Source organism: Hymenobacter cellulosivorans (assembly GCF_022919135.1).
GTDB lineage: Bacteria > Bacteroidota > Bacteroidia > Cytophagales > Hymenobacteraceae > Hymenobacter > Hymenobacter cellulosivorans.
In genome coordinates this window covers 2,248,397-2,261,361 of the sequence record NZ_CP095049.1, presented here as the reverse complement: position 1 = coordinate 2,261,361, position 12,965 = coordinate 2,248,397, and the positions used below count along the sequence as shown (strand labels likewise).

At 60.1% G+C, this 12,965-nt stretch carries 10 protein-coding genes; 6 read left to right on the top strand and 4 right to left on the bottom strand.

Translation table 11 applies throughout. From position 1 onward, the window contains the following. Positions 1 to 125: 125 nt before the first annotated feature. Together MUN80_RS09605 and MUN80_RS09600 are read left to right on the top strand one after the other, a co-directional pair. Positions 126 to 671: a YMGG-like glycine zipper-containing protein gene (locus MUN80_RS09605; RefSeq protein ID WP_244722832.1), complete on the top strand. Its 546-nt coding sequence runs from the start codon at positions 126 to 128 to the stop codon at positions 669 to 671. A 93-nt stretch (positions 672 to 764) separates the two neighbouring features. Further along, complete coding sequence (locus MUN80_RS09600; RefSeq protein WP_244722830.1) at positions 765 to 1,232, top strand: YybH family protein; 468 nt, start codon at positions 765 to 767, stop codon at positions 1,230 to 1,232. A gap of 79 nt (positions 1,233 to 1,311) precedes the next feature. Here MUN80_RS09600 and MUN80_RS09595 read toward each other — a convergent pair whose 3' ends face one another. Further along, on the bottom strand, positions 1,312 to 1,713 hold the full coding sequence (locus tag MUN80_RS09595) for a DUF779 domain-containing protein (protein ID WP_244722828.1): 402 nt from the start codon (positions 1,711 to 1,713) through the stop codon (positions 1,312 to 1,314). A 90-nt stretch (positions 1,714 to 1,803) separates the two neighbouring features. On the opposite strand from MUN80_RS09595, the gene MUN80_RS09590 reads away from it, so the two are divergent. After that, on the top strand, positions 1,804 to 2,538 hold the full coding sequence (locus tag MUN80_RS09590; protein WP_244722826.1) for a DUF3239 domain-containing protein: 735 nt from the start codon (positions 1,804 to 1,806) through the stop codon (positions 2,536 to 2,538). A gap of 108 nt (positions 2,539 to 2,646) precedes the next feature. Here MUN80_RS09590 and MUN80_RS09585 read toward each other — a convergent pair whose 3' ends face one another. Then, on the bottom strand, positions 2,647 to 4,173 hold the full coding sequence (locus tag MUN80_RS09585; RefSeq protein ID WP_244722824.1) for an aldehyde dehydrogenase family protein: 1,527 nt from the start codon (positions 4,171 to 4,173) through the stop codon (positions 2,647 to 2,649). A gap of 130 nt (positions 4,174 to 4,303) precedes the next feature. Between MUN80_RS09585 and MUN80_RS09580 the strand changes: the two genes are divergently transcribed. Both MUN80_RS09580 and MUN80_RS09575 read left to right on the top strand, forming a co-directional pair. Next, positions 4,304 to 5,230 (top strand): AraC family transcriptional regulator, encoded by a 927-nt coding sequence (locus MUN80_RS09580; protein WP_244722822.1) that lies wholly within the window; start codon positions 4,304 to 4,306, stop codon positions 5,228 to 5,230. Positions 5,231 to 5,309: 79 nt separating this feature from the next. Further along, positions 5,310 to 7,799: a M1 family metallopeptidase gene (locus MUN80_RS09575; RefSeq protein WP_244722819.1), complete on the top strand. Its 2,490-nt coding sequence runs from the start codon at positions 5,310 to 5,312 to the stop codon at positions 7,797 to 7,799. A 123-nt stretch (positions 7,800 to 7,922) separates the two neighbouring features. Here the strand turns inward: MUN80_RS09575 and MUN80_RS09570 are convergent, their stop codons facing one another. Further along, complete coding sequence (locus tag MUN80_RS09570) at positions 7,923 to 8,444, bottom strand: GreA/GreB family elongation factor (RefSeq protein WP_244722817.1); 522 nt, start codon at positions 8,442 to 8,444, stop codon at positions 7,923 to 7,925. Between the two features lie 74 nt (positions 8,445 to 8,518). Continuing rightward, entirely contained in the window at positions 8,519 to 11,503 is a 2,985-nt protein-coding gene (locus MUN80_RS09565; protein ID WP_244722814.1) for a glycosyltransferase family 117 protein, read from the bottom strand. 152 nt (positions 11,504 to 11,655) lie between these two features. Here MUN80_RS09565 and MUN80_RS09560 point away from each other — a divergent pair, with 152 nt between their 5' ends. Further along, a complete protein-coding gene (locus MUN80_RS09560) occupies positions 11,656 to 12,864 on the top strand; it encodes an MFS transporter (RefSeq protein WP_244722811.1) in 1,209 nt (402 codons plus the stop codon). Positions 12,865 to 12,965: the final 101 nt, after the last annotated feature.

Below are 12,965 nucleotides of genomic sequence, written 5' to 3'. Positions count from 1 at the left end.
CTGACGAGCTTCTCATCCGTATAGGTTTTGGCACTGGGCCGGAGCGGTATCCGTACTGGCACGGTGCTTGCAAAACACCTCATCACAACTGAAGAAGTGTTCTGAAACCGTAAAGAACTTAAGTCATGAAAAAGGTCAGTTTGATTCTCGCCCTGGTAATGTTCTTCACTGCTGTGTATAGCAACATGGCCCAGGCCCAAACTGGAAAATGGAGCCCGCAGGCGAAAGGTGCCGTCATTGGTGGTCTTGGTGGCGCGGCTGCCGGTGCCATCATTCATAAGCGCAACCGCGCCGTGGGTGGCGTAGTAGGTGGCGTAGCAGGTGCCGGCGTAGGTTACGCCATTGGTAAACGCACCGACAACAAGCGTAAGGAAGCCGCCCGCGTGGCTGCTGCCAACCAGGCTGCCGCCAACCGCGCCGCCGAAGCCCGCGCCGAGCGCGCCGCTCTGGCCCGCCGCGTAGCCGCCGCCGAAAAGAAAGCCGATTTGGCCGCTCAGGCCCAGAAACAACAGCAGCAGTATCCCGTAATGGCCAATGGCTTCGCCGCCAACACGCCCATGATGCTGAACGCTGCTAACGGCCCGGTAGCCGCTGGTTACCTCCCGAACGAGTCGTACGGTGACCGTAACACGCCCTACTCGACCTCGGAAGTACGTCGCAAGAGCTGGTAACTCCGGACTTTGCTTAGCTTAGTTTCGCCGACTCCAGCCCCTGTGCCGGAGTCGGCGAAATTGTTTCCATCCCCCATCAAACCCCTAGACTGTATGAAGTCCCTTCTTTGGATGATGCCCTTGACGGTAGTTCTGGCCTCTTCCTGCACCAAAACCGCGGAAACGCCCGCCACCACGGTTACTGCCCAGGCCCTCGACCAGCAGTTTATCAGCGCCTGGAACAGCAAAAACGCCATCCAGCTCGACACCCTGTTTGCTGACGACGTGCACTTTCTGCAGGGTGAAACCCACTTCCAGGGAAAATCGGAAGTATCGAACCGCTGGGTGCGCGAAACGATGGGCACAATTTCTAACCTGCGCCTCAATGTAGCCTCCTCCGGCACCGACGCCCAAACGGCCTACGAAGGCGGCACCTACCAGGTCGACGTAATTCCGACCACGCCGGGCACGCCGATGGGTGTGGGCGAGGGCAACTTTATCCTGCTCTGGAAAAAGAACCCCAAGGGCGCCTGGAAACTCAGCTACGCTCAGTTGGAAGGCTTGCCAGTGCGGGTTCGGTAGAGTACCTAGTAAGCATAAAACAGGAAAAGCTCCGGCAGCAGTTGCCGGGGCTTTTTTCTGTTTTCACCAGAGCCCAAACTCATGCTTCCATGGGCCGCGTCAGGTACTCCTCGCCATCATATATCGGGGTCATATCCTGCTCTTCCTCCTGAGTAAATAAGCGGGAGCGAATCAGGAAGCGGACGCCCAGAGGAATTTCCAGCGAGAAGCTGGCACCCCGGCCCTTCACCACGTCTACCGTGAGCTGGGTGTGCTTCCAGTACTCAAACTGGGCGGCGCTCATGAAAAAGTCGCAGCCGTGAATCTGCCCCAGCCACACGTCGTTGGTGCCCACGCGGAATTCACCTTTGGCAAAGCACATGGGTGAGGAGCCGTCGCAGCAGCCGCCGCTTTGGTGAAACATCAGCGGGCCGTGCTCTTGGCGGAGCTGGTCAATAACGGCTTCGGCGGCGGGCGTTACCAGGACGCGGGCAGTAGACATAAGCAGGCAAGGGAAGAAGGTAAAATGCGTGGCAGGCAGTAACCCGGCAGTAGCCCAGGCCGTTGCGGGAGAAACTACTTTTACGCATATATGGAAAGAGCTATTGGCGACCCGGGCGAATTTCTGAACAACTCCGTGGCCTCACGAGCTGTGAACATTGAGCCTGACATGCGCCTAGTGCGCCGCTACGACATCTACCACCACCGCTACCGTAGCCTGTTGCAGGGCTGGGGGTCGGCAGGTCTGGCGCTGCTGGCCCTGGGCATCGGGCTGTGCTGGTGGCAGCACCCGGTGTGGGGTGGCATTCTTATCGTGCTGTCGTTGCCGGTGCTGTTCATTGCCAGCCGCCTGCCCCAGACCCTGAAGGGCGACGCGTACCGCAACGGCCTGCTGATTCCGGGCATTATCACCAACCTGAATCCCCTCACCCTGACCTGCGTGGCCGACGTGCGCCCCGGCGGCGAGGACGACGAAGAACCCGGCACCATCGTCTGGGGCGTGAAGGAGGTGATCATCAAGGAGCTGCCAGGGCAGGCGGCCGAGCTGGGAATGCAGGCACCCTGCGTGTCCTTGTTTGGCGATACTGATGAGGAGCACCGGTTCTACACCAACTTTGAGCCCCGGCCGCTGGCTTGGGGAACCAAGGAAGCCGGCATCATCGAGCAGGCGCGCCGCGTGATTGACGACGAGGAATGGCTGCTGCTGCCCGTCCTGGCCCGCGCCTACGCCGCCGCGGAGAAAAACGACGAAGGCATTGCCTACTTCGACGCCGAGCTTACTCCAGTGAGCTTGCCCAAAGCCGAGGCGACGGAGCCGGCTTCCTAGTTATCCATCAACTTCAGCGCTGGAAATACCGGTAGCAAAGGGAGCCTGGCGGCCTATTAGTGCAGCTGCCAGGCCCCCTTTGTGCCAGGTCACTCAGTCACTTTTGGCCTAGAAGAAGCCCAGCGGCTTCTGGCTGTAGCTGATGAGCATGTTCTTGTTCTGCCGGTAGTGGGCCAGCATCATCTTGTGATTTTCACGGCCGAAGCCCGAGGCCTTATAGCCCCCGAAAGGCGCGCCGGCGGGGTAGTCGTGGTAGCAGTTGACCCAGACGCGGCCAGCTTCGATGGCGCGGGGCACGGTGTAGAGCTCATGCGCGTCGCGGGTCCAGACGCCGGCACCGAGGCCGTAGAGCGTGTCGTTGGCAATTTCAATGGCTTCCTCCGTTGTTTTGAAGGTCGTCACGGACACTACCGGGCCGAAAATTTCCTCCTGGAAGATGCGCATCTTGTTGTGGCCCCGGAACACAGTGGGCTGAATGTAGTAGCCTTCCGATAAGGCCCCGTCTTCCTGGTGGTAGGCATCGCCGCCGCACAGCACCTCGGCCCCTTCGGCCTTGCCAATTTCGAGGTAGCTCAGAATTTTCTCGAACTGGTCGTTGCTGGCCTGGGCACCCATCATGGTTTCCATGTCCAGCGGGTTGCCGAGCTTAATGGCCTTTACGCGGGCAATGACGCGCTCCATAAACTCGTCGTAAATGTCTTCATGCACCAACATCCGCGAAGGACAGGTGCAGATTTCGCCCTGATTCAGGGCAAACATCACGGCCCCTTCAATAGCCTTGTCGAGAAAGTCGTCGTCGGCATCCATCACCGATTTGAAGAATACGTTCGGCGACTTGCCGCCCAGCTCCATGGTCACCGGAATCAGGTTTTCGGCCGCGTACTGCATAATCAGGCGGCCGGTGGTGGTTTCGCCGGTAAAGGAGGCCTTCTGGATGCGGGGCGACGAGGCTAGGGGCTTGCCGGCTTCCAAGCCGAAGCCATTCACGACGTTGACCACGCCGGCGGGCAGCAAATCCTGAAGCAGCTCCATGAGCACCATAATGGAGGCGGGCGTCTGCTCGGCAGGCTTCATCACCACGGTGCAGCCGGCGGCCAGGGCCGGGGCCAGCTTCCAGGTGGCCATCAGCAGCGGGAAGTTCCAGGGAATAATCTGCCCGACCACGCCCAGGGGCTCCTGAATGTTCATCGAAACGGTGGTGCTGTTGAGCTCGGTCACGTTGCCTTCCTCGGCCCTGATTACGCTGGCGAAGTAGCGAAAATGGTCGATAACCAGGGGCAGGTCGGCGTAGGTGGTTTCGCGGATGGCCTTGCCGTTTTCTACCGTCTCGACGGCGGCCAGGAAGGCCAGGTTTTCCTCGATGCGGTTGGCAATTTTGTTGAGGATGTTGCTGCGCTCGGTGGCCGAGGTTTTGCCCCAGGTTTTGAATGCCTCGTGGGCCGCATCCAGGGCCAGCTCAATATCTTCCTTCGAACTGCGGGCTACTTTGCAGAAGGCCTTGCCGTCGATGGGCGACGGATTCTCGAAGTACTGACCCTTCACCGGCGCCACCCATTTGCCGCCGATAAAGTTGTCGTAGTGCGATTTGAACGGGGGACGGTCGACGAGGGTGACGGGTTTTTCTAACGTTTCCATGCGGCGGGTGTTTATGAGTGATGACTTACTCACAAGGTAGCGTTAGAAATTGCCGGAAAATATGTAGTATTCTCTCAACAAGCTCGGGAATAGTCGCAAGTTTCCCGACGGTGTTGTAGCCCCTGTTGCCATGGCCCTGAATCAACGACTCCTGCCCGCCCTGCACGCCCCCAGCGACCTGACGACCCTGGTCGAAAACCGCACGGTGTACTCGCTCGACGCCTTTGAGCTCAACATCTTCGAAACCCACCAAACGGCCCAGCGCGTGCCCCTGAGCATGGGCAGCCTGGTGCTAACCACGATGCTCCGGGGCAAAAAAGTAATGCACCTCTCGGGGCAGCCCGCCTTCGACTACCTGCCGGGCGAGTCGGTGATTGTAGGCGAGCAGCAACTGATGGAAATCGACTTCCCCGAAGCCACACTCGACAACCCCACGCAGTGCCTGGCTGTGGCCATTCCCGCCGATACCATCCGCAGCACCGTGGATTTGCTCAATGAGCGGTTTCCGCTGGCCGAAGACCATTCGCCCTGGCGCCTGGATGCCCATAACAACGCCCACCTGACCAACACGCCCGAACTGACCGGCACCCTGGAGCGCCTGATTCATTTGTCGCAGGAAACCCACGCGGCCAAGGACGTACTGGCCGGCTTCACCCTACAGGAACTCCTGATTCGGCTGATGCAAACCAACGCCCGCCAGCTGATTTTCAACCACTACGCCCAGCACCTGACTTCCCACCGCTTTGCCCAGGTGGTACAGTACATCAAGCGCCACTTCACCGAGCAGATTACCGTGGACAAACTCAGTGAGCTGGCCTGCATGAGCAAAGCCACGTTTTTCCGCCTGTTCAAGCGTGAATTCGGCCTCACGCCAGTCGAGTACATTATCCAAGAGCGGCTGGCCGAAGCCAAACGCCTCTTACGCAACCCCGTAGCCACGGTGGCCGACGTCTGCTTTCGGGCCGGCTTCAACAACCCAGCTTATTTTCAGACCATCTTTAAAAAGTACGAGGGCATCACGCCGGGCTTGTATAAAAAGCAGTGCGGGCTGGGGTAAAAGGAGGGCTGCAAGCAGCCATTAGAGCCCGAACGGTTACTTTCACGCCGGAACCACACTCTCCCCTTTCCTGCTCCCCGTGAAGAAAACCCTGATTCTAAGCGTCAGCTTATTGGCCGCTACGGCCAGCTGGGCCCAGCAAGCGCCCCGCCCAACGGCCGCTGCCGAACCCGAACTCCCCTACCGCGCCACTGACACGAAAATCAATGCGCTGGTGCACACCAAGCTGGATGTCGGCTTCGACTACGCCAAGCGCCACCTCAACGGCAAGGCCTGGCTTACGCTCAAGCCCTACGCCTACGCCACCGATTCCCTGCGCCTCGATGCCAAGGGCTTCGATATTAAGACGGTGGCTTTAGTAGACGGCACAACCCAGACCCCGCTCAAGTACGACTACGCCGACCAGAATAACCTGCGGATTCAGCTGGGCCGGACGATGCCGGTGGGCACGCCCTACACCGTGTATATCGAGTACACGGCCAAGCCCGACGAGCTCAAGGTGAAAGGCAGCGCGGCCATTACCGACGCTAAGGGCCTGTACTTCATCAACCCCGACAGCGCCACCAAGGGCAAGCCCGTGCAGATCTGGACCCAGGGCGAGACGGAAGCTTCCTCGGCCTGGTTTCCGACCATCGACCGGCCCAACCAGAAGACGACTTCCGAAATCAGCATGACGGTGCCCGCCAAGTATGTCACGCTCAGCAACGGGCGCATGACGGGTTCTACGCCGGCCGGCACCGGGCTGCGCACCGACACCTGGAAGATGGAAATGCCCCACGCCCCCTACCTGTTTATGATGGCCGTGGGCGACTTCAAAATCTACGAGGACAAGTGGCGCGACAAGCCGGTAACCTATTATCTGGAGCCCAAGTACGCGCCCTTCGCCAAGCAGATTTTCGGCGACACGCCCGAAATGATGGAGTTCTTTTCCAAGCGCCTCGGCGTGGATTTCCCTTGGAACAAGTACGCCCAGATTGTGGCCCGCGACTACGTTAGCGGGGCCATGGAAAACACCACGGCCACCCTGCACGGCGAATTTTTGCAGATGAATGCCCGCGAACTGCTCGACCGGGAGTACGCCAACAACCAGTCCGTCATTGCCCACGAGCTGTTTCACCAGTGGTTTGGCGACTACGTGACGGCCGAAAGCTGGAGCAACCTGACCGTGAACGAGTCGATGGCCGACATGAGCGAGGCACTGTGGGCCGAGCACAAGTACGGTAAGGAAGCCGCCGACGCCCACCGTGCCCAGTACATCCGCAACTACCTCAACAACCCCAATAATTACAGCAAAAACCTCGTGCGCTTCCATTATGGCGACAAAGAGGAAATGTTTGATGGAGTGACCTACCAGAAGGGCGGGGCCATTCAGGACATGCTGCGAACCTACCTCGGCGACGACGTGTACTTCGCCGGCCTGAATCAGTACCTGAAGCAAAACGCCCTCGGCAACGGCGAAGCCCACCAGCTGCGCCTGGCCATGGAAGCCGCCTCGGGCCGCGACCTGAACTGGTTTTTCAACCAGTGGTACTACGGTGCCGGCCACCCCGAAGTCACGATTGACTACAGCTGGGACGCGGCCAAAAAGGTGCAGAGCGTGACGCTGAAGCAAACCCAGGAAGGCCCCGTATTTCAGCTGCCCCTGGCCGTGGATGTGTACGTGAACGGCAAGCCCGAGCGCCACATGGTGATGATGCGCCAGGCCACCGAAACCTTTCAGTTTGCGGCCAGCGCCAAGCCCGATCTGGTTAACGTGGATGCCACCAAGCTCACGGTATGGCTCAAAAAGGACAATAAGCCGTTGTCGGAATACGTGTACCAGTACAGCCACGCCCCGCTGTTCTCGGACCGGCGCGAGGCTATTATGGCTGCCAAGGATAAGCAGGACGATGCCGCGGCCCGCACGTTGCTGGTGAAGGCTATGTCGGACAAGTTCTACAACCTGCGCTCCGTAGCCATTACGGCCCTAAACCTAGAAAACAAGGCCACAGCCAAAGCCGCAGCGCCGGCGCTACGCAAGCTGGCCGCCACCGACCCGCAGAACTCGGTGCGCGCCAACGCCCTGGATGCCCTGGCTAAGCTCAAGGATAAAAAGGACGCGAAGCTCTTTACCCAGCAGCTTAAAAATGAGTCGTATCAGGTGAGCGGAGCGGCCCTGAGCGGCCTGGCCGTCGTAGCTCCGGCCAAGGCTTTGGCCCAAGCTAAGAGCCTGGAAACGACGGAAAATCAGAATATGCTGGCCGCCGTTATCGGCGTGTACGCGGCCCAGGGCGGCGACGCCCAGTGGAATTTTGTGCGCGACAAGTTCGACGCGGCCCCGCTGCAAGGCCGTTTCGGCCTGCTCGAAGGCCTCTCCAACATGCTCGTACGCCTCGACGACCCGACTAACTTCAGCCAGGGTGTCGAGCGGGTAAAAGAACTGGCTATCCAGTTTAAGCCTCAGGGTGCTGCCGAGCCCCTGATTGGCTTGTTGCAAAGTGTAAAGCAGCGCAAAACTACTGGCCCCAACGTGCAGCAAGCCCAGCAGGCTATTGACAAAGCCGTGCAGGAAATTGAGCAGGCCAAGTAAGCTTTCTGCTTTGCCCTAATTCATAAAAGAGGCCCTTCACTGCGCAGTGAAGGGCCTCTTTTATTGAAACGTCATTCCTCGGCAAGCTCGAAATGGCGTTCTGGGGTTAATTACTGCCGCTATTTATCCTTCGTAGGAAATAGCCGCTACTTCCACCACTTCCTCTTTCGGCCCTAGCTTCAGGGTTACGGTTTTGCCCAGCTTGACCCCGATAACGGCGCGGGCAATGGGCGCGACGAAGGCAACTTTACCAGCCGCTACCGAGGCTTCGTCTACGCCGACGATGGTAAATTTGCGCTCAAATCCCACTTTACCACCGCTCTGGGTGCGCAGCGTAACGGTGGCACCGAAGCGCACTTCCTTGGGCGGCTGGGTTTTGGGGTCAACTACCTTGGCGCTGGCAATGCGGCTGGTCAGGTCGCTGATGCGGCCGTTGTAGACGGATAGCAGGCGGGTGCGGTCAGCGTCGTTGTCGCGGTTGGCTTCGGCCTGGGCCCGCTCGGCTTCCAATGTGGTGAGTTCCTGCCGCAGTAGTTCCAGGCCCTGGGGCGTGACGTAGTTGGGCGTATTGGGCGGCAAGGCGGCCCGGGGCGGAATGATGGTCGGCGCCTGAACGTCGTCCTCTTTGGTAAATGCGCGGCTCATAGAAGGCTAAACGCAAGGGCCGAAAACACGGTTGTTTTCGGCCCTTTTTAGGCAATAATTCTTGTCCCAGAGCTTCAGGACCGCGGATAATACTGCTCGGCCAGCGCCGCCACCCGGGCGGCCCGGACCCGGTCGTTGGTATCGGCGGCGGCTTGGTAGAGGTGCTGCAGCGTGATAATATTAACCCCAATTTCGCGCTCAAATAAGTCGGGCTCGTGCTGGCTGTAGTAGGCCAAGGACTGCTGGGTTCGGTCGGTGAGCAAATCGAACAGGGCGTGGGCGCGCTTTACTTCCCCGAGCTGCACCAAGGGCGCAATCAAGTCGGCGCTGTTGTAGTCGAAGGGAATCGTGTCGTCGGGCATCACGCGCAGGCAACGCTCCACCACCTGCCGGGCCTTGGCGGGCTCCCCGGCCTTGATATAGGCCTGCGACAACCGCGCAAACTGCTCCCGGTACTGGCTCGTGGTGCGCCGGATGGTTTCGTCGTAGTACACGTCGGGCCGGTTGAGGTTGCGGTAGGAAAACTTGCGCATGAGCGAGTCGAACAGCAACTCGGTAGATACCGCTCCGACTTCTCGAGCCTGCGCAGCCGGGTTTTGGGCGGGCAGCACGCGGTATGCCAAGCCTTCGAGCTGCATATAGTTGTCGAGGCCGGCGTAGTCCTGCTGTGGAATGCTGGTGGAAAGGTACACGGGCCGCTGCCAGTCGTTGTTGGCCAGCAAGTCCAGAATGACCAGCGCGTTTTTCTCCAGCGCCTCCTTACTGGCCTGCCAGCTCATGCGGGCCACCAACTGCTTGCTCCGCTCCTTCGGGATAATGCCCATGCGGCGCACCGCAGCCGTATCCACGTCGAGGTAAAAGTTGGTAGTTGGATAGGAAAGCAGGCTTTTGCCCGACTGGGTTTGGACTTGCAGCAGCGGGCTGTTTTGCTTTACCAGCTGCATGAATTCCTTCACGTTCAGCGCCGTCACGGCAGGGTTTTCCACGTAGGGCAGGTAGTCGTTGGTGCCCTGCGAATAATCCTTATGAGTCAACGACAAGGGCCAGGGCTGCGACCGGTTGGCTGGCTGCTTCATCTGGTCCACGTACCAGTCGGTGTTGAGGTAGCTGAGCACGGCCACGCGCACGTCGGGGCGGAAGTTTTCCACGTTCTGGGCGTACCACAGCGGAAACGTGTCGTTGTCGGCGTAGGTAATCAGGATGGCGTTAGGCGCCACGCTGCTAAGCATGTTCTTGGCCCAGTCCAGGGCGGCGTAGCGGTTCGAGCGGTTGTGGTCGTCCCAGCCCTGGGCGGCCATGATGGCCGGCACGGCCAAGGCCAGCAGCGGGGCCGCTACCAGCCGCAGCCGCTCGGGGCGCAGCACGTAGCGCAGCAGCTCGTGTAAGGCCAGCACGCCCAGCCCAATCCAGATGGCAAAGGCGTAGAACGAGCCGGCAAAGGTATAATCCCGCTCCCGGGGTTCGGTGGGCGGCTGATTCAGATACAGCACGATGGCCAGGCCGGTCAGCACGAACAGCAGGCCCACCACCAGCGCATTGCGCCCGTCGCGCTTCACCTGGTAAAACAAGCCCAACAACCCCAGCGCCAGCGGCAGAGCGTAAAAATTATTGCGGGCCCGGTTGTTAGCCAGCTCGGCCGGCAAGCCGTTTTTAGAGCTCCCCGGCCACAATACGCCGGCCTGCTGCACGTCACTTTCCCGGCCCACAAAGTTCCAGAGGAAGTAGCGCCAGTACATGTGGCCAATCTGGTACTTGACCAGAAACGCCAGGTTTTGGGCCATGGTTGGTTTCTGGTCGGGCTGCACGCCCACCCAGCTTTGGTAGGCCCGCACGTGGCCCGGCTGGTTGCTGTAGAGGCGGGGCAGCAGCATCTTGTCCTGGTCGCTATAGATGGTTTCCAGGCGCCGCTCGGCCACCACGTAGGTGTCGTGGCCCTGGGCGTCGTGGCTCCGCTCGTAGCGCGGGGCGCCCTGCTGCTGGTCGATGGGCTGGGCGTTGAACTGCGGACCGTAGAGCAAGGGCCGGGAACCGTACTGCTCCCGCTTGAGGTAGCTCACAAAGGACAGCACATCCTCGGGGTTATTTTCGTCGAGAGCGGGATTGAAGCCGGAGCGAATCGGCACAATCAGGTAGGTTGAGTAGCCAATCAGGATAAACACCAAGCTCAGCAGGGCCGTGTGCAGGCGCACCCGGCCAGTACGTCGGGCAAACCAGAAACCAGTACCAAGGACGCCGACCAGCAGCACCAGAAAAATAACCACGCCGCTGTTGAACGGCAGCCCGACAGAGTTGACAAAAAACACCTCAAAATCTCCCGCCAACGAGGGTAAACCCGGAATAATGCCCAGCAGGATAGCCAGCACCAAAGCCCCGCTCAAGCTCAGCGCGAGCAGGCCGCCGCGGGTTGTCGGCTGGCTGGTTTTGCGAAAATAGTAGAGCAAGCCCAGGGCCGGCAAGGCCAGCAGGTTGAGCAGGTGGACCCCGATGCTGAGGCCAATAACGTAGGCAATCAGAATCAGCCACTTGTCGGAATCGGGCTCGGCGGCGCGGCTTTCCCACTTCAGCATCAGCCACACCACCACGGCCGTGCACAAAGCCGACATGGCGTACACCTCGGCTTCCACGGCGTTAAACCAGAACGAGTCGGAGAAGGTGAAGGCCAGCGCCCCGACCACGCCGGCGCCCAGAATCTGTAGGGTTTGGCCGCCGGTGGGCTCCACAACACTGCCTGCGCCGCGCAATACGAGCTTTTTAGCCAGCATCGTGATGGTCCAGAACAGAAAGAGCACGGTCAGGGCGCTGCTCAGGGCCGAGAGGCCGTTAATCCAGGCCGCCACGTGGGTTGGGTCAATGGCCAGTAATGAAATCAGCCGCCCCAGCAGCAAAAAAGTAGGTGCGCCGGGCGGATGGGGAACCAGCAATTTGTTGGCGCTGGCAATGAATTCGCCGCAGTCCCAGAAGCTTACGGTGGGTTCCAGCGTGAGCAGGTAGGTCGTCAGGGCCAGGCCAAAAACCAGCACTCCGGCTAGATTATTGACCTTTTTGTAACTCTTCAACATGGCTGAGGGTTTAGCACTACGCGGTTTCATCCGGGCCTGTCGGGACCGGCTGTTGCCCCGACAGATGCCCCGCCGCGGACGACAGTTGCCCGGCGTTTTTATTTTACTAGCGTGCCTGCTCCGCCCCGGCGGTGGCTGGCTTCTTCCCAACCATGATTTCTTCTGCTCCCCAAGCAGCCGCTCCCACCAAGGCTCACACCCCTCTTACGCCCGGCCTGGTCTGGCTTATGGCCATTGCCTGCGGCCTGGTCGTGGCCAATATCTATTACAACCAGCCCCTGCTGGCCGACATTGGGCGCACGTTCCGCCTCACCGACAGTCAAGCTAGTCTGGTAGCTACGCTCACCCAGGTGGGGTACACGCTGGGCTTGTTTTTCGTGGTACCCCTGGGCGACAAGCTGGAGCGTAAGCGCCTGATTCTGCTGCTGCTGCTATTTTCGGCTGGCGCTATGGCCGCGGCGGCCCTGGCTCCCTCCTTCCTGCTGCTGATTGGGGCCAGCCTGCTGATTGGGATTTTCTCGGCCGTACCCCAGCTGCTGGTGCCCATGGCTGCCCACCTGGCCTCGGATGCCGAGCGAGGCCGGGTCGTGGGCAAAATCATGAGCGGTTTGCTGATTGGGATTCTGGCGTCCCGCACGCTCAGCGGCTACATCGGGGCCCACGGCGGCTGGCGGTTGGTATTCGGCATTGGCAGCGGCGTCATGCTGGCCCTGGCCGTGGTGCTGGCCGTGAAGCTGCCCAAAGACCAGCCCGACTTCGAAGGCACCTACGGCAGCCTGATGAAGTCCCTGGCCACACTCACCCGCACACTGCCGGTACTGCGCAAGTCGGCCCTGACGGGAGCCTTCCTGTTTGCCTCGTTCAGCGTGTTCTGGACTACGCTGGTGTTTTTCCTCGAAGGCAGCCCCTATTTCTACAAGAGCGACGTGGCCGGCTTTTTCGGCCTAATTGGTGCATTGGGGGCCCTGGCGGCGCCGTTGGCCGGTAAGTCGGCCGATACCCGCGGGCCGGCCTACGCCATCAACATTGGCATCCTGATGTCGTTGGTGGCGTACGGGGTGCTGGCCGTGGGGGGGTACCACTTGGTGGGGCTTATCGTGGGCGTTATCGTACTGGATATCGGTGTGCAGGCCACCCACATTTCCAACCAGTCCCGCATTTTTTCCCTGGTCCCGGAAGCCCGCAGTCGCCTCAACACCATTTACATGACCCTGTATTTTATCGGTGGTTCGGTAGGCTCGTTGGTCGGCGGCACGGCCTGGCACCACTACCAGTGGCCGGGTGTGTGCGGTGTGGGCTTGGCCTTCGTCACGGCAGCCTGGCTGGTCAACCGGTTTTACGGCAACTCGCAGCTGGCTTAAAACGACCTGCTTGCCGGATCAAAATTTTCGACTAAGCCTGGTATAAACAAGTGAGCCGCTCCCGGTTATGGGCAGCGGCTCACTTGTTCACAACGTATGTG

Coding starts and splice junctions, on each gene's coding strand:
- MUN80_RS09565 (WP_244722814.1), bottom strand. CDS start 11,503: ATGTTGAAGAGTTACAAAAAGGTCAATAATCTAGCCGGAGTGCTGGTT.
- MUN80_RS09605 (WP_244722832.1), top strand. CDS start 126: ATGAAAAAGGTCAGTTTGATTCTCGCCCTGGTAATGTTCTTCACTGCT.
- MUN80_RS09585 (WP_244722824.1), bottom strand. CDS start 4,173: ATGGAAACGTTAGAAAAACCCGTCACCCTCGTCGACCGTCCCCCGTTC.
- MUN80_RS09560 (WP_244722811.1), top strand. CDS start 11,656: ATGATTTCTTCTGCTCCCCAAGCAGCCGCTCCCACCAAGGCTCACACC.
- MUN80_RS09595 (WP_244722828.1), bottom strand. CDS start 1,713: ATGTCTACTGCCCGCGTCCTGGTAACGCCCGCCGCCGAAGCCGTTATT.
- MUN80_RS09580 (WP_244722822.1), top strand. CDS start 4,304: ATGGCCCTGAATCAACGACTCCTGCCCGCCCTGCACGCCCCCAGCGAC.
- MUN80_RS09590 (WP_244722826.1), top strand. CDS start 1,804: ATGGAAAGAGCTATTGGCGACCCGGGCGAATTTCTGAACAACTCCGTG.
- MUN80_RS09600 (WP_244722830.1), top strand. CDS start 765: ATGAAGTCCCTTCTTTGGATGATGCCCTTGACGGTAGTTCTGGCCTCT.
- MUN80_RS09570 (WP_244722817.1), bottom strand. CDS start 8,444: ATGAGCCGCGCATTTACCAAAGAGGACGACGTTCAGGCGCCGACCATC.